The sequence below is a fragment of the Aeromonas rivuli genome (assembly GCF_020149575.1).
Lineage (GTDB): Bacteria > Pseudomonadota > Gammaproteobacteria > Enterobacterales > Aeromonadaceae > Aeromonas > Aeromonas rivuli.
The window spans coordinates 4,117,004-4,132,469 of the sequence record NZ_CP079742.1; the positions used below are offsets into that span (position 1 = coordinate 4,117,004).

The following is a 15,466-nucleotide window of genomic DNA, read 5'->3' on the forward strand; positions in this document are numbered from 1 at the left end:
GAGGCGTTTTTTTGTGTCTCATGATCCTCACACCACCGCCAGCGTCTCCTCCCGGCTACGCCCCACCAGCCAGAACGCCAGAGCAATCAGCAGGGCGCTCAGGGCAAAGAGGGCCTGGGTGCCGAACACCAGCTCGCTGGCCATATTCAGGCCCTGCTCTCCCACCAGGGCGGCGAACAGGCCGCCGAGCCCGGCCACCCCGGTCAACTGGCCCAGATTGCGCGACAGGGTCAGCAGACCGGCCACGGCGCCCCGGGTCTGCTCGCTCGCCCCACCCACCACGGCACTGTTGTTGGCGGTCTGGAACAATGCATAACCGGCGGTCAGCAGCAGTATAGGCAGCAGATAGCCGAGCGGGCCGAACTGCCCCGCCGCCCCGGCCAAGCCGAGGGCCGCAGTCCCCATGACTGCAAGCCCCAGCCGGACCACCTGCCGCGCACCCAACCTGTCTACCAGCCAGCCGGCAGGCATACCCGTCAAGGCGGCCAGCAGGGGCCCCCCCGAGATCATGAGCCCGACCGTCGCCATATCGAGGTCAAACACACCGCGCAGGTAAAAGGGGCCGATCAGCAGGGTCAGCACCATGACGCTGGCCACCAGCGCACTGGCGAGCAAGCCCCCCCTGAGCCGGGGGGCGGCCAGCAGCACCAGTGGCAACAGGGGAGAGGGGTCGAGGCGCTCGCGGCGAATGAACAGCGCAGTGACAAGCAAGGCCCCCGCCCACAACCCCAGCGCCAAAGTCCCTCCCGAGGTCAGCGCCAGCCCGTAGCAGAGCAGGGCCGCCACCAGCAGCGACAGGCTAGCGAGGTTCATCCTCTCCTTCTGTGGCGAGGAGCCGTCCCGGGGCAGACCGAGCCGGGCACAACCCAGCGCCAGCAGGCTGAGGGGCACCAGCAGCAGAAAGGGAGCCTGCCAGCCCAACCCGTCGATCAACAGACCGCCAAACGAGGGACCAAGGGCTGTACCGCAGGCCGACAGGGTACCGAGCAGTCCCATGCTCCAGCCACGCCGCTCTGGTGGCACCAGTTGGCCCACCATGGCGAGCGCCAGAGAGAGCATGCAGGCAGCACCGGCTCCTTGCAGGACGCGCGCCGCAATCAGCCAGCCTATGGTGGGTGCCAGGGCGCACAGCAGGGACGCCAATGCGAACAGTCCCATGCCCCAGAGCAGCAAACGCCGCCGGCCAAACCTGTCCCCAAGCCGCCCGGCCACCACTGTCAGGCAGGTGATCCCCAGCAGGTAGGCCACCAGCACCCACTGCACGCTGGCAAAGGGCACGGCAAACACCTGCCCCAGGGCGGGCAGTACCATGTTGGCCATGCTCCCCGCCAGCATGGGCAGCAGGGTGGCGAGGCCGAGTGCCAGCAAGCCTGCACGGCGAGTAGCGGATGAGTGAGGAGCGATGGCGTTGGGCATGGGCATGGGCATGGGCATGGGCAGAGTCTCGGCAGCTGAGGATATCGACAAGGCTAGCCGGAGGGATAAAACAGCGGAAGACGCACGGCTTGCAGCTTATAGCTGCACGACACGCCATATGAAGAGCCGGATCCTCGCGTATGATGAGGCGAGAGGCACCGCCATGAGGCGGTCACCCTGAAGGCTAGGCGAGGCAAGATCATGAGCACACCCGATTTCAATCTGCTGCTAACCCTGGAGGCGCTGCTCGATGAGGGCAGCGTGGCCGGCGCCGCCAGACGGCTGCGGCTCAGCCCCTCCGCCATGAGCCGGGCGCTGGCCCGGCTGCGCGCGACCACCGGGGATCCCCTGCTGGTACGCGCGGGCCGGGGGCTGGTGCCCACCCCCCGCGCCCTGGCCCTGCGCGAACGGGTCAGCCAGCTGGTGCAGGAGGCCGAGGCCGTGCTGCGCCCCCAGCAGGAGGTGGATCCGGCCAGCCTGGTGCGCACCTTCCGGCTGAGGGCCAGCGACGGTTTCGTGGAGAGTGTCGGGGCGGCCCTGCTGGCACGGCTCGCCACCGAGGCGCCCGGGGTGCGGCTGCATTTCATGGCCAAGCCCGACAAGGAGAACCACGCCCTGCGCGGCGGTGAGCTGGATTTCGAGACCGGGGTGATCGGGGCCAACACGGCGCCCGAGCTGCACACCCAGGCGCTGTTTCAGGATCGCTTCGTCGCCGTGGTGCGTCCCGATCACCCCCTATGCGAAGGCCCACTGACCGCCGCCCGCTATGCCGCCGCCCGCCATATCATGGTGTCACGGCGCGCTCAGGAGCACGGCCCCGTCGATGAAGCGCTCGCCGTCTTCAAGCTGGAGCGCACCATCGCCACCCTGGTGCCGGGATTTGCCACTGCGCTGGCGCTGGTGCGGGGCAGCGATCTGGTGGCCACGGTGCCCGCCCTGCACTGCGCCGCCCTGCACGCCGATCTGGTGACCCTGCCCCTGCCCTTCCCCTTGCCCAAAATCACCCTGGCCCTGCTCTGGCATCCTCGGCTGGACGCCGATCCGGCCCACCGCTGGCTGCGCACCCTCATCCGCGAAACCTGCGCCCGCGCCCCCTATCAGGCCAATCCGAAAGAGCAGTGATCTGCGCCGTCATAGCCAGGCGCACCAACCAGATGCCACACAGTGAAAGCACCTCTGCCGAGGTGTTTTTTTCATGATGCCTGACCAGGCGGGCCAGCTCCTCTTGCACCTCCTGGCCTCATGACAGCCGAAGTCCAGAATGCACTACTGGTATACCTATTTATGCATAGCTTTCTATTTCACCAACTTACCCCTTAGGAGATATATAAATAGACACTTGATTTGCATCAATAGCCCACCACTGCTCACTGGTTAGCCTTGGCTCAGATATGACGTTTTATAACTCCAAATCAGAGGCACTCATGAGCAAAGTCAGGCTGGCCGTCATCGGCAACGGCATGGTGGGGCACCGCTTCATCGAAGAGTTGATCGAGCAGGCCGATCCGGACCGGTTCGAGATCACCGTCTTCGGTGCAGAACCGCGTCCCGCCTACGATCGTGTCCATCTCTCCTCCTACTTCTCCCACCACACCAGCGAAGATCTCTCCCTCGTCAAACCCGGTTTCTACGAGAAGCACGGCATCCGCCTGCTGCTCGGCGAGGCGGTGAAAAAAATCGACAGGGCGGCCCGCGAAGTGCACTCCAACAAGGGCACTGTGGTCGGCTACGACAAGCTGGTGCTGGCCACCGGCTCCTACCCCTGGGTGCCGCCCATCCAGGGCAGTCAGCACCACGAGTGCTTCGTCTATCGCACCATCGAAGATCTGAAAGCCATCCGCAGCGCCGCCAAGAGCGGCAAGAGTGGTGTTGTGATCGGGGGCGGCCTGCTTGGCCTGGAGGCGGCCGGTGCCCTCAAGGCGCTGGGCCTCGAGACCCATGTGGTGGAGTTTGCCCCGGTATTGATGGCGGAGCAGCTCGACGGCCAGGGCGGCCAGCTGCTGCGCCGCAAGATCGAGTCCATGGGGGTGCAGGTGCACACCAGCAAGAGCACCAGCGAGATCCTGATGCACGGCGGCAAGGAGGCCAAGCACCGCCTCGCCTTCGCCGACGGCAGCGCCCTTGACGTGGATGTGGTGGTCTTCTCCACCGGCATACGCCCGCAGGACACCCTGGGCCGTTACTCTGAGCTGGCCATCGCCGAGCGCGGCGGTGTGCTGATCGACGATCACTGCCTCACCTCAGACCCCGACATCTATGCCATCGGCGAGTGCGCCGCCTGGCAGGGTCGCTTCTTCGGCCTGGTGGCACCGGGCTACAAGATGGCCCAGGTCACCGTCGACCATCTGCTCGGCGGCGACAACCGCTTCGAGGGGGCGGACATGAGCGCCAAGCTCAAGCTGCTCGGCGTCTCCGTCGGCTCCATTGGTGATGCCCACGGCCGCACCCCGGGCAGCCACAGCTATGTGTTCCAGGACGACCAGGCCGGCGTCTACAAGAAGATAGTGGTGAGCGAAGACAACAGCCGCCTTCTCGGCGCCGTGCTGGTGGGTGATGTGGAAGATTACGGCAACCTGCTGCAGCTGATGCTCAACGCCCTGCCGCTGCCGAGCCACCCGGACACCCTGATCCTGCCAGCCTATGCCGGGGCCAAACCGACCCTGGGGGTGGATGCCCTGCCGGCCAGCGCCCAGATCTGCTCCTGCTTCGACGTCTCCAAGGGCGACATAGCCCAGGCGGTCGCCGAGGGTCACACCACCCTGGCCGCCATCAAGCAGCACACCAAGGCCGGTACCGGCTGTGGCGGCTGCGTGCCCCTCATCAGCCAGGTGCTCAACGCCGAACTGGTGAAGCAGGGCATAGAGGTCAACAACCACCTCTGCGCTCACTTCCCCCACTCCCGCCAGGAGCTGTTCCACCTGGTCAAGGTGGAAGGGATCAAGAGCTTCGACGAGCTGCTGGCCAGACACGGACACGGTTATGGCTGCGAAGTGTGCAAACCGACTGTCGGCTCCATCCTCGCCTCCTGCTGGAACGGCTATGTGCTGAGCCCGCTCAATACCCAGCTGCAGGACACCAACGACATCTTCCTCGGCAACATGCAAAAGGACGGCAGCTACTCCGTCATCCCGCGCATGGCCGGTGGTGAAGTGACCCCGGAAGGCTTGCTGGCGGTAGCCGAAGTGGCCCGCGACTACCAGCTCTACACCAAGATCACCGGCGCCCAGCGCATCGGCCTGTTCGGGGCCCAGAAGGATGATCTGCCCGCCATCTGGCGCAAATTGCTGGCCGCCGGCTTCGAGACCGGTCAGGCCTACGCCAAGGCGCTGCGCATGGCCAAGACCTGCGTCGGCAGCACCTGGTGCCGCTTCGGCGTGCAGGACAGCGTTGGCCTCGGGGTCTTCCTTGAGAACCGCTACAAGGGCATCCGCACCCCCCACAAGATGAAGTTCGGTGTCTCCGGTTGCACCCGCGAATGTGCGGAAGCCCAGGGCAAGGACGTCGGCATCATCGCCACGGACGCGGGCTGGAACCTCTATGTGGGTGGCAACGGCGGCATGAAGCCGCGCCACGCCGACCTGCTGGCCTCGGATCTGGACCGTGAGAGCCTCATCCAGCTGATCGACCGCTTTATGATGTTCTACGTCACCAGCGCCGACAAACTACAGCGCACCTCGGTCTGGCTCGGCAACCTGGAAGGGGGCGTCGACTACCTGCGCGAGGTGATCGTCGACGACAAGCTCGGGTTGAACGAGACCCTGGAGCGCGATATCCAGACCCTGATCGACAGCTACGAGTGCGAATGGTCCCGCACCCTCAATGAGGAGGAAGCGCTCAAGCGCTTCAGCCACTTCATCAACAGCGACAAGCGCGACCCGGACGTGCAGTTCGTCAGCGAGCGTGACCAGCACAGACCCGCCACTCCGGCCGAGCGCATCCCCGTCTACCAGATCGAGGTGGAGACCAAATGATGAAATTAGCCTGCCAACTCGACGTGGAGATGAAGCGATGAAATTAGCCTGTCAACTCAACGACATTTTCCCAGGCACCGGGGTTTGCGCCCTGATCGAAGGGCGTCAGGTAGCCCTGTTCCGCCCGAGCGAAGCGGCCGAGGTGTTCGCCATCGACAATCGGGACCCCTTCTTCGCCGCCAACGTGCTGTCGCGGGGCATCATCTGCGAACACGAGGGCGAGCTCTGGGTCGCCAGCCCGCTCAAGAAGCAGCACTTTCGCCTGAGCGATGGCCACTGCCTCGAAAATACGGCCATGTCAGTGCAAGGCTACCCCGTCGAAGTGCGTGACCAGCAAGTCTGGGTCGCCGTCTAACACCATGAATATCAGGGCTGCCCGCGGGCGGCCCCTCTAAAGAGAATCAACATGTATACCGACACCATCAACAAGTGCGCCGCCAACGCGGCCCGCATCAACCGCTTCGAGCGCAGCGACAAGCTCGGCTTCTGGCTGAGCTCCGCCATGGCCGGGGCCTATGTGGGCCTCGGCATCATCCTCATCTTCACCCTGGGCAATCTGGTGGATCCCAGCATCCGTCCGCTGGTGATGGGGGCCACCTTCGGCATCGCCCTGACCCTGGTCATCATCGCCGGCTCCGAGCTGTTCACCGGCCATACCATGTTCCTCACCTTCGGGGTGAAGACAGGCAAGATCACCATGACCGATCTGCTGCGCATCCTGCCCCAGACCTGGGCTGGCAACCTGCTCGGCTCCATCGCGGTGGCGCTGATCTACTCCTACGGCGGCAGCCTGCTGCCGGACGCGGGCAGCCTGGCCCACAAGGTGGCGCTGGCCAAGACCCAGGCACCGGCCCTGACCCTGTTCATGAAGGGGGTGTTATGTAACTGGCTGGTCTGCCTCGCCATCTGGATGGCGCTGCGCACCGAGGGTGCCGCCCGCTTCATCGCCATCTGGTGGTGCCTGCTGGCCTTTATCGCCTCCGGCTATGAGCACTCGGTCGCCAACATGACACTGTTCGCCCTCTCCTGGTTCGGCGCCCATTCCGAGGCCTACACCCTGGGTGGCATAGGCCACAACCTGCTGTGGGTGACCCTGGGCAACACAGTCTCCGGCGCGATCTTCATGGGCCTCGGTTACTGGTATGCCACCCCCAAGGCGGAGCGCCCGGTCGCGGTGACTGATTCCGGCACCACCGCCAGCCAGCGCAAAGCAGCCTAGTTAGGAGGCCCCATGGACTACTTGCCCATCTTTTGCCGACTCGACAACAAACCCGTGCTGCTGGTCGGCGGCGGCGAAGTGGCGGCGCGCAAGACGCGTCTGCTGCTGGATGCTGGCGCCCGCCTGACCCTGGTCTCCCCCGCCCTCGACCCCGAGCTGGCAGCCCTTGCCGCTGACGGTGAGATAGAGTGGCTGGCCACCGAGTTCGAGCCGGCTCAACTGACGGGCAAGTGGCTGGTGGTGGCCGCCACCGACAGGCGCGAGGTCAACGCGCTTGTCTACCAGAGCGCGAACCAGGCGGGGATATTTGCCAACGTGGTGGATGACCCGAAGCGCTCCAGCTTCATCATGCCGTCCATCATCGACAGATCGCCGCTGATGGTGGCCATCTCCTCCGGCGGCAAGGCCCCGGTGCTGGCCCGGCTGCTGCGGGAAAAACTCGAAGCCCTGCTGCCCCAGCATCTCGGCGCGGTGGCGGCCTTCGCAGGCAGCCTGCGGGAGCGGGTCAAGGCCCGCTTCCCTAGCATGGGAGAGCGGCGCCAGTTCTGGGAGCGGCTGCTCGGCGCCGACCGGCTCGGCCAAGCGCTGGCGCGCGGCGACAAGGCCGCCGCCAACCAGCTTGCCGACGCGCTCTTTGCCGAGGATGCCGCTGCCAAGGGCGAGGTGATCCTGGTGGGCGCAGGCCCCGGCGATCCCGGCCTGCTCACCCTGCACGCCCTGCGCCAGATGCAGCAGGCGGACGTGGTGGTCTATGACCGGCTGGTGTCGGACGAGGTGATGGCGCTGGTGCGGCGGGATGCCAGACGCATCTTCGTCGGCAAACAGGCGGGCAACCACTGCGTGCCCCAGGAGGGGATCAACCAGCTCTTGCTGGACGAGGCGAAGAAGGGGCAGCGGGTGGTGCGGCTCAAGGGCGGCGACCCCTTCATCTTCGGCCGCGGCGGCGAGGAGCTGGAGACCCTGGTCGGCAGCGGCGTGGGCTTTCAGGTGGTGCCGGGGATCACGGCGGCGAGTGGCTGCGCCGCCTACGCGGGCATCCCTCTCACCCATCGGGATCACGCCCAGAGCGTGCGCTTCGTCACCGCTCACGGCAAGGGCGGTGCCCGGGATCTCGACTGGCCCCTGCTGGCCCGGGATCGGCAGACCCTGGTGTTCTATATGGGGCTTTCATCCTGTGGGGTGATCCGCGAGCAACTGCTGGCCCACGGCAAGGGGGGCGACACCCCGGTGGCGCTGATCGAGCGCGGCACCCAGCCGAGCCAGCGGGTCATCCGCGGCACCCTGAACCAGCTGCCGGAGCTGGCGGTCGGGGTCGAGAGTCCGGCCCTCATCATGGTGGGTTCGGTGGTGACCCTGGCGGACAAGCTCGCCTGGTTCGGCCAGTCGGCGTCTGAGGAGAAGGCCTCGGCCTGAGGATTAGCCACCTCGATTTGCGTCATGAAAAATGCGGCTCCCGTGGCCGCGTTCTATGCAGAACATCGCGATGCAGATGGCGCGATGGAAGCCGCCAGTCACTTGTTGTTCAAGGAATATTCATTGAAATGCCAGTCCCACTCCTTATACTGGATCCACCTGTTTCCAGCGGTGGACTGACTCAATGGAATACAATACTTCAGAACTGTGCGACATCTATCAGGACATGGTCGATGTGCTCGAACCCATGCTCTGCTCCTTCGGCGGACGCGCCTCCTTCGGTGGTGTCATTACCACTGTCAAATGCTTCGAATCCAACGGTCTGATCCGTGAAATCGTCAAAGAGAACGGCATAGGCCGGGTATTGCTGGTCGATGGCGGCGGCTCCATGCGCAGGGCGTTGATCGACGGCGAGATCGCCACCACGGCGGCCCAGAATGAGTGGGAAGGGATCGTCTGCTACGGCTGCGTGCGCGAGGTCGATGTGCTGGAGGATCTGGATCTCGGTATTCAGGCCCTGGCCGCCATTCCAGTCGGCGCCGACAACAAGGATGTGGGAGAAACGGATCTGCCGGTCAACTTCGGGGGGGTCACCTTCCTGCCGGACGATCACCTCTATGCCGATACCACCGGGGTCATTCTCTCCCCGGATCCGCTGGATATCGAATAAGCTGATCCATGTTTGCAGAATGGGGGCCTTGGCTCCCATTTTTTATGGGAAAATTCGGGGGAAATGGCTAGAAAATCGGGGAAAATAGACAAAAAAAGAGGGCCAGAAGAACTGGCCCTATAACTGGAAGCAATGTGAGCAATGTCGTGCTTTCACAAGAAGTCACCATGTTGGAACTGATGGGGCCTATCCCGGAACGCAAGTTAACAATAATCATTCTCATTTAACTTGGCAACTGTTATTTGCCGATATTTCAAAAAATGTGCAAAAAAATTGACCACCCTGGGGTGGCCAACTGGATCATCTCTGCTGACAAGCCGGGAACTCAGGCATTGCGCGCCTCGCCCTGCAGGGCAGCAGGATTGGGATCCCCCACCAGCTTGCGGCTGAGGTAGCGCAGCAAGACGCCATAGAGTGGTACGAACAAACCCAGGCTTATCAGCAGCTTGAATACATAGTCCACGGTCGCTATCTCGACCCAGTGCTCCGCCATGAAGGGATCATCACTGCGCCAGAAGGCGATGCTGAAGAAGGCAAGGGTATCGACCAGATTGCCGATCAGAGTCGATGCCGCCGGTGCCACCCACCAGGCCTTGAGCAGCCGCAGGCGGTTGAACACTATCACGTCCATGAACTGACCGATCAGATACGCCATGAAGCTGGCCAGGGCAATCCGGGCCACGAACAGATTGAAGGTCGCCAGATTGGCGATGCCCTGATAACTGCCCTCGAAGAAGAGCACGGACAGCACATAAGAGACCAGCAAGGCTGGCAGCATGACTCGCTGGATGATCTTGCGCGCCAGACCGGCGCCGAAGACTCGGACAGTCAGATCGGTGGCAAGGAAGATGAACGGAAAGCTGAAGGCTCCCCAGGTGGTGTGAAAGCCGAAAATGGTGATCGGCAATTGCACCAGGTAGTTGCTGCTGGCGATGATCAGTATGTGGAACAACGCGAGTCGCGTCAGCGCCGTCTGGTGCTGAGCAGGGGTCAGATTCATATTGTGACCTTTTTGGTTAATGGGGTTAGGGAACCCATAGCGCCACCATGGCGCTAATACGGCAGTGATCGAGGGGCGGCATTATACGCCCCCCGCGCCATAGTTCAATCCTTGTACCGTCGACTCAGCCAGCGCAGGGTTGCACGCCCCTCCTCGTCATCGGCGCTGAGCCAGCAGCCGCTATGATGCTCGAAGTGCAGCCAGATGCGGCTCTCTTCAAACGTCAGTTGCCAACTGTGGCGATCGGCGCCGCTATCTTGCTGTAGCAGCGCCAGCTCCCACTCATCCAGCAGACTGATTGCCAGCGCCGGAAAGTTGTCCCAATCGAGATCAGGATGGGTCAGCAGCAGGGTGCCGCTCGCCTCATCCATGCCCACCACCTGCCAGCTCAATGACATAGACGTCCCCATCCATGATCTCCTACCCGGTTGAGTTGTCGGCTTGAGCACTGATTCAGCTGCTGCATGAGAGCGCCTCCCCCTGATACCAGCTGGGGTGCGGCGTGGCGAGATCTTCGAATTCGCTCTGCTCGGCATAGGGATGCTGCAGCGCAGCATAAAGGCGCTCGAAGGGGGTCATATCCCCCCGCTCTGCCGCCTCTATCACCTGCTGGGCCAGGGCATTGCGCAGCACGTACTTGGGATTGAGCTGATTCATGCGCGCGCGACGCGACCCGCTCTCCTCCCCCTCCCGGGCGAGACGCTCACGATAGCTTGTCAGCCAACCTTGCCAGAGTGCGGCATCGGGCAGCAGGGCAAGCAGGGACGCAGGCCAGGGGCCGTTCGGCTCGACGAGCGCCAGACGGCGCAGGAAGAGGTGGTAATCAACCCCGTCCGCCGCCAGCTGCTGGAACATCTGGCGGAACAGGGCGGGATCCTCCTCCTCCCACTGCGTCAGCCCCAGCTTGCCGCGCATCAGCTCGGAGTAGTGCAGCATCAGATGATGTTCATACTGACCCAGTGCCGCGGCCAGGGCCTCGCCGTCCACATGATCCGCCAGGGCCTGGGCCAGTTTCTGCAGGTTCCAGTAACCCACAGCAGGCTGCTGGCTCAGGGCATAACGGCCGCCACTGTCGGTGTGATTGCAGACAAAGTCGGGCTCGTAGCCATCGATGAAGCCGTAGGGACCGTAATCCAGAGTCAGCCCCAGGATAGACATGTTGTCCGTGTTCATCACCCCGTGGGTGAAGCCAACGGCTTGCCACTTGGCGATGAGCCGCGCGGTACGCCGCACCACCTCGGCGAACAACTCGGCGCCGTTCTCAAGCTCGGGGAAATGGTGGCGCAGCAGGTAATCGATGAGAGCCGGGATCTTCTCCCCCTGGCCGCTCCAGGCGAAGTATTCAAACTGGCCGAAGCGGATATGGCAGGGAGCGGTGCGCAGTACCGTCGCCCCCGTCTCCACCGTCTCGCGATAGACGGGCTCGTCACTGCCGACCAGTACCAGGGCGCGGGTAGTGGGGATGCCGAGGGCATGCAGCGCCTCGGAGGCCAGGTACTCGCGGATGCTGGAACGCAATACGGCGCGCCCGTCTCCGAAGCGGGAGAAGGGGGTCTTGCCAGCGCCCTTAAGATGCAGGTCCCAAAGCTCACCGTCCGGGGTCTGCTGCTGGCCGAGCAACAGGGCGCGGCCATCACCGAGGCGCGCACTGTAGCCGCCGAATTGATGGCCAGCATAGACCTGGGCCACCGGCGCCATGCCCGGCAAGGGCTTGGCCTGACCGCAGCAGGCGAGCCAGTTGGCATCCGTCACCCCCGCCAACCCCAGTTCGGCGAGCAGGGGGCGATTGAGGTGCAGCAGGCGAGGATTGGCCAGGGGCTGGGGGGTTACCGGCTCGCAGGCCCAGGGCAATTCGGTGGCAAAAGTATTGATAAGCTTCATGGTGGTGCGATTCGTCCCTGCGTATGCTCGTGTCACTCTGTTATACCGCCGTCGGCCCAATCCGGCCAACGGGCGATGGTCCAATTTCAGCTCAAGGAGAAGAAGATGCACAAATGGCTATATGCCCTGCCCCTGCTGGCACTGGTATGGGGACATCAGGCCAAGGCGGCCGATGTCGAGGCGGGCAAGGCGAAGGCGGTGGTGTGCGCCGCATGCCATGGCATCGATGGCAAGGCCAGTGTCGCCAGCTACCCGCATCTGGCGGGTCAGAACGCAGCTTATCTCGCCAAACAGATGGAGGCGTTTCGCGATGGCGATCGCAAGGAACCCTTGATGGCCCCCTTCATGGCCATGCTCAGCGATGCGGATATCGACAACCTCGCCGCCTACTACGCCAGCTTGAAGTGACCTTGTGCGCCCGGTAGACGGGCGCCTCATCCCTGTCGCTACATCAACCAGACCCGGCACTTTTGCGGTCGATTGCGCTACATCAATCAGACCCTACCGCCGGCAGTAGTCGATGATCAGCTCCATCTCGGTCATCGGCATCGCCGCTGACCCAATCTCCACCAAGGTCGCTCTTAGCGACGGCAGTAGTCGATGATCAGCTCCATAAAGGCCTCGCCGAAGCGTTCCAGCTTGCGCTGGCCGACCCCATTGACCGCCAGCAGCTCCATCTCGGTCATCGGCATGAGCTGGGCCATCTCTACCAAGGTGGCATCGTTGAATACCACGTAGGGCGGCACCTCCTCCTGTTCGGCGATCTGCTTGCGCAGGCCACGCAGCTCCTTGAAGAGCCGCTTGTCGTAGTTGGCGCTGTCGAGCAGGCCATTGCGCTTCTCCTTGCGGCTGGAGATGGGCTGCAAGCGGGGCACCGCCAGCGCCAGCTTGACCTCGCCGCGCAGCACGGGGCGAGCCGCCTCGGTCAGCTGCAACACCAGGTTGCGGGTGATGTTCTGAGTCAGCAGCCCCTTGTGGATCAGCTGGCGAATGACGCTCATCCAGTATTCGTGGCTCTGATCCTTGCCGATGCCATAGGTCGACAGCTTGTCATGACCATGATCCTTGATGCGCTGGTTAAGCGACCCTCTTAGCACCTCCACCACATAGCCTACCCCGAAGGCCTGACCCACTCGCCAGACGCAGGAGAGCGCCTTCTGGGCATCCTCGCTGCCATCGTAGCTCTGGGGAGGATCCAGGCAGATGTCGCAGTTGCCACACGGCTTGTCGTTGTACTCGCTGAAATAGTTGAGCAGCACCTGACGGCGGCAGGTCTGGGCCTCGGCGAAGGCGGCCATCACGTTGAGCTTGTACTGCTCCACCTGCAACTGCTGGGGATTCTCGATGTTGTCGAGCAGGCGCCGTACCCGGCCAATGTCGGCGGGATCATAGAGCAGCAGCGCCTCGGCTGGCGTGCCATCGCGCCCGGCCCGGCCCGTCTCCTGATAATAAGATTCGATGTTCTTGGGCACGTCGTAGTGCACCACGAAACGCACATTGGGCTTGTCGATACCCATGCCGAATGCCACCGTCGCCACCACTATCTCGACGTCATCCTTGAGGAAGTCTTCCTGGGTGCGCTGGCGCTGTTCCAGGGGCAGGCCGGCATGATAGGGGGCCGCCTTGCTGCCGTGACGCACCAGGCGCTCGGCCACCTCCTCCACCCGGTTGCGACTGGAGCAGTACACAATGCCGCAGTTGCCCTTCTGGCCCTGGACGTAACGCAGTAGCTGCTCCGCCGCCTTGAACTTCTCCACCAGGCTGTAGCGGATGTTGGGTCTGTCAAAGCTGGCGGTGTGAACGAAGGGATCCTGCAACTCGAGGCGATGCAGTATGTCGCGCCGGGTCGCCTCATCGGCGGTGGCGGTGAGCGCCACGACGGGGACATGGGGGAACCACTGCTTGAGTCGGCCAAGGGCTGCGTACTCCGGGCGAAAATCATGCCCCCACTGGGAGACGCAGTGGGCTTCGTCGATGGCGAACAGGCCCAGGGGTTGCTCGGCCAGACGGTCCATGAATTCGTGCTGCAGCAACCGCTCGGGGGAGACATAGACAATCTTGATCTCGCCCCGGCGCATGGCGGCAAAGTGCTGGATCAGCTCCTCCCGGCTCAGGGCCGAGTTGATGTAGGCAGCCGCCACCCCGTTCGCTCTCAGGCTATCGACCTGATCCTTCATCAGGGAGATGAGGGGAGAGACGACCACCCCCAGCCCGGGTCGCAGCAGCGCCGGGATCTGGTAACAGAGGGATTTTCCACCGCCGGTGGGCTTGAGCACCAGACCGTCACGCCCCGCGATGATCTGTTCGATGATCTCCTGCTGGCCCGGCCGAAATTGCTGGTAGCCGAATACCGCCTGCAACAGGCTGAGGGGAGTCTCTGGCGGAGAATCGGGCAGGGTATCGGCGATGGCGGTCATGGTCTCTCCTCTGGGGGCGCCATTCTAAAGCAGCGGGCCCCCACAATAAACCTGCCATTGCGGATGTTAATGTCTTGTTGCAGACTGGCTGGAGTTTTTACTCGGCTTGTGCAGGGATGGATAGATGAAAGAGATGATGAAGAAGATGGCGCTAAGTGGCATTGCCACACTGTTCGCCGAGCAGATGCCATTCAACCAGCTGCTGGGCATCCGGGTGACCCACTATGACTTCGAACGGGTCGAGCTGCGGATCGGCATGGAGGGGAAACTGGTCGGCAACCCCTTCCACAACATATTGCACGGGGGTGTCACCGCCAGCCTGCTCGATGTGGCGGGGGGCATGATAGTGGCCGCCTCCTGCCTCGACGAGCTGGAGGATTTCTCCCCCAACTACCTCAAGGAGCGCTTCTCCCGTCTCGGCACCATAGACCTGCGAGTCGACTACCTGCGCCCTGGCCGGGGCACCGAGTTCATTGCCACCGCCCACATCATCCGATCCGGCAGCAAGGTGGCGGTTGCCCGCATGGAGCTGCACAACGAAGAGGGGACTCATATCGCCTTCGGCACCGGTACCTATCTGGTTGGTTAAACGCCTCGATTGCATAAAAACAGCGATGTTAATCCATTTTTAATCATTAGATTCCCCTCCCCCTCATCGTCATCGGGTCCATACTGGAAGTCGGGATTGTCATGCAGAAGGGAGAAGGAGATGAGTGCGAGTCTGGCAGTTGCATCACCCAGTGTCTTGTTGCAGCAACTTGAATCCATGTGCAATGAGGTGCAGACACCCGAGTGTCGCCACTGGCTGGAACAGGAGCTTCAGGGCTATGCCCCGGATGCTCAACTGCCCTGGTACCGCATAGTCCCCTGTCGGCAACGTGGTCACTTTCTGGATCTGAACACAGGACGCTATCTGACTTGCCATATCGGCAGTCAAACGCTTTGCCAACGCGATTTGGCCAACGTTCAGTTCATTTATGCCCGCGCCCCTGCCGCTCACTATTTACTGCATCCCAGTTCCGGTATAGAGCCTTGGCCCGTCGATCTCAAGGAGCAATACCAAGCCTTGCTGATCCCTGGTCACCTCTGTCTGCAAGCCTGGCACGAGCCCGTTTCTTCGTTGCGGATAAGACTGATGGAAGGCATTGAACACTTCATCAGCGAGTATCCCAAACACGCGGCTCTGCAACCACAACACAGCTTCAAGGCGTTGCAGCACAGCCACTGGCATATCTGAGTGAGCGCCTGGCGCGCAAGGAGGGCACCATAGACAAGACCCATAGCGAACTAGTGAAAATCTGAAAGATCACGGGATCTACCACAGGTCTCACCCAGGGCCACCAAGCGGTGGCCCGACTTTTTGTGCGCGCCACCCACGGCTGAATGCAGCACCACTCTCAGTGGGGAAACTGGCGCAATGCCATGAGCCAAACGGAAAATTGCTGGATGCCAGAATGCGAAAAGGCCGCTCTATTGAGC

General features: G+C 62.9%; 14 protein-coding genes and 1 pseudogene. 10 read left to right on the forward strand and 5 right to left on the reverse strand.

Features of this window, described 5'->3' with window-relative positions:
* Nucleotides 1-27: 27 nt before the first annotated feature.
* Nucleotides 28-1,434 (reverse strand): MFS transporter, encoded by a 1,407-nt coding sequence (locus tag KYK33_RS18970; protein ID WP_224431509.1) that lies wholly within the window; start codon nt 1,432-1,434, stop codon nt 28-30.
* Between the two features lie 183 nt (nt 1,435-1,617).
* Between KYK33_RS18970 and KYK33_RS18975 the strand changes: the two genes are divergently transcribed.
* From KYK33_RS18975 to KYK33_RS20280, 7 genes and pseudogenes are all read left to right on the forward strand, one after another.
* On the forward strand, nt 1,618-2,538 hold the full coding sequence (locus KYK33_RS18975) for a LysR family transcriptional regulator (RefSeq protein WP_224431510.1): 921 nt from the start codon (nt 1,618-1,620) through the stop codon (nt 2,536-2,538).
* A gap of 302 nt (nt 2,539-2,840) precedes the next feature.
* Complete coding sequence (gene nirB, locus KYK33_RS18980; protein ID WP_224431511.1) at nt 2,841-5,387, forward strand: nitrite reductase large subunit NirB; 2,547 nt, start codon at nt 2,841-2,843, stop codon at nt 5,385-5,387.
* Nucleotides 5,388-5,424: 37 nt separating this feature from the next.
* A complete protein-coding gene (gene nirD, locus KYK33_RS18985; RefSeq protein ID WP_224431512.1) occupies nt 5,425-5,742 on the forward strand; it encodes a nitrite reductase small subunit NirD in 318 nt (105 codons plus the stop codon).
* A gap of 51 nt (nt 5,743-5,793) precedes the next feature.
* The gene (nirC, locus tag KYK33_RS18990) at nt 5,794-6,606 is read left to right on the forward strand and encodes a nitrite transporter NirC (RefSeq protein WP_224431513.1); all 813 of its coding nucleotides are present in this window, start codon (nt 5,794-5,796) and stop codon (nt 6,604-6,606) included.
* Nucleotides 6,607-6,618: 12 nt separating this feature from the next.
* Complete coding sequence (gene cysG / locus KYK33_RS18995) at nt 6,619-8,019, forward strand: siroheme synthase CysG (RefSeq protein WP_224431514.1); 1,401 nt, start codon at nt 6,619-6,621, stop codon at nt 8,017-8,019.
* A 184-nt stretch (nt 8,020-8,203) separates the two neighbouring features.
* Nucleotides 8,204-8,689 carry a ribonuclease E activity regulator RraA gene (gene rraA / locus KYK33_RS19000; protein WP_224431515.1) on the forward strand — a complete coding sequence of 162 codons (486 nt, stop codon included), beginning with the start codon at nt 8,204-8,206 and terminating at the stop codon, nt 8,687-8,689.
* A gap of 133 nt (nt 8,690-8,822) precedes the next feature.
* Nucleotides 8,823-8,966 (forward strand): annotated as a pseudogene (locus KYK33_RS20280) (hypothetical protein); the annotation flags it as partial.
* Nucleotides 8,967-9,014: 48 nt separating this feature from the next.
* On the opposite strand, the gene KYK33_RS19010 reads toward KYK33_RS20280, so the two are convergent.
* From KYK33_RS19010 to KYK33_RS19020, 3 genes are all read right to left on the reverse strand, one after another.
* Entirely contained in the window at nt 9,015-9,689 is a 675-nt protein-coding gene (locus tag KYK33_RS19010; protein ID WP_224431516.1) for a 7-cyano-7-deazaguanine/7-aminomethyl-7-deazaguanine transporter, read from the reverse strand.
* Between the two features lie 104 nt (nt 9,690-9,793).
* On the reverse strand, nt 9,794-10,087 hold the full coding sequence (locus KYK33_RS19015; protein WP_224431517.1) for a DUF3630 family protein: 294 nt from the start codon (nt 10,085-10,087) through the stop codon (nt 9,794-9,796).
* A 55-nt stretch (nt 10,088-10,142) separates the two neighbouring features.
* Nucleotides 10,143-11,570, reverse strand: a complete 1,428-nt coding sequence (locus KYK33_RS19020; RefSeq protein ID WP_224431518.1) for a protein adenylyltransferase SelO — start codon at nt 11,568-11,570, stop codon at nt 10,143-10,145.
* 105 nt (nt 11,571-11,675) lie between these two features.
* Here KYK33_RS19020 and KYK33_RS19025 point away from each other — a divergent pair, with 105 nt between their 5' ends.
* Complete coding sequence (locus KYK33_RS19025) at nt 11,676-11,978, forward strand: c-type cytochrome (protein WP_042042549.1); 303 nt, start codon at nt 11,676-11,678, stop codon at nt 11,976-11,978.
* A gap of 173 nt (nt 11,979-12,151) precedes the next feature.
* Here the strand turns inward: KYK33_RS19025 and recQ are convergent, their stop codons facing one another.
* On the reverse strand, nt 12,152-13,987 hold the full coding sequence (gene recQ / locus KYK33_RS19030; protein WP_224431519.1) for an ATP-dependent DNA helicase RecQ: 1,836 nt from the start codon (nt 13,985-13,987) through the stop codon (nt 12,152-12,154).
* Between the two features lie 124 nt (nt 13,988-14,111).
* Between recQ and KYK33_RS19035 the strand changes: the two genes are divergently transcribed.
* Nucleotides 14,112-14,576 (forward strand): thioesterase family protein, encoded by a 465-nt coding sequence (locus KYK33_RS19035; RefSeq protein ID WP_224431520.1) that lies wholly within the window; start codon nt 14,112-14,114, stop codon nt 14,574-14,576.
* Nucleotides 14,577-14,696: 120 nt separating this feature from the next.
* Entirely contained in the window at nt 14,697-15,224 is a 528-nt protein-coding gene (locus tag KYK33_RS19040) for an AbiTii domain-containing protein (protein WP_224431521.1), read from the forward strand.
* Nucleotides 15,225-15,466 lie beyond the last annotated feature (242 nt).

Coding starts and splice junctions, on each gene's coding strand:
- KYK33_RS18970 (WP_224431509.1), bottom strand. CDS start 1,434: ATGCCCATGCCCATGCCCATGCCCAACGCCATCGCTCCTCACTCATCC.
- KYK33_RS18975 (WP_224431510.1), top strand. CDS start 1,618: ATGAGCACACCCGATTTCAATCTGCTGCTAACCCTGGAGGCGCTGCTC.
- nirB (WP_224431511.1), top strand. CDS start 2,841: ATGAGCAAAGTCAGGCTGGCCGTCATCGGCAACGGCATGGTGGGGCAC.
- nirD (WP_224431512.1), top strand. CDS start 5,425: ATGAAATTAGCCTGTCAACTCAACGACATTTTCCCAGGCACCGGGGTT.
- nirC (WP_224431513.1), top strand. CDS start 5,794: ATGTATACCGACACCATCAACAAGTGCGCCGCCAACGCGGCCCGCATC.
- cysG (WP_224431514.1), top strand. CDS start 6,619: ATGGACTACTTGCCCATCTTTTGCCGACTCGACAACAAACCCGTGCTG.
- rraA (WP_224431515.1), top strand. CDS start 8,204: ATGGAATACAATACTTCAGAACTGTGCGACATCTATCAGGACATGGTC.
- KYK33_RS19010 (WP_224431516.1), bottom strand. CDS start 9,689: ATGAATCTGACCCCTGCTCAGCACCAGACGGCGCTGACGCGACTCGCG.
- KYK33_RS19015 (WP_224431517.1), bottom strand. CDS start 10,087: ATGTCATTGAGCTGGCAGGTGGTGGGCATGGATGAGGCGAGCGGCACC.
- KYK33_RS19020 (WP_224431518.1), bottom strand. CDS start 11,570: ATGAAGCTTATCAATACTTTTGCCACCGAATTGCCCTGGGCCTGCGAG.
- KYK33_RS19025 (WP_042042549.1), top strand. CDS start 11,676: ATGCACAAATGGCTATATGCCCTGCCCCTGCTGGCACTGGTATGGGGA.
- recQ (WP_224431519.1), bottom strand. CDS start 13,987: ATGACCGCCATCGCCGATACCCTGCCCGATTCTCCGCCAGAGACTCCC.
- KYK33_RS19035 (WP_224431520.1), top strand. CDS start 14,112: ATGAAAGAGATGATGAAGAAGATGGCGCTAAGTGGCATTGCCACACTG.
- KYK33_RS19040 (WP_224431521.1), top strand. CDS start 14,697: ATGAGTGCGAGTCTGGCAGTTGCATCACCCAGTGTCTTGTTGCAGCAA.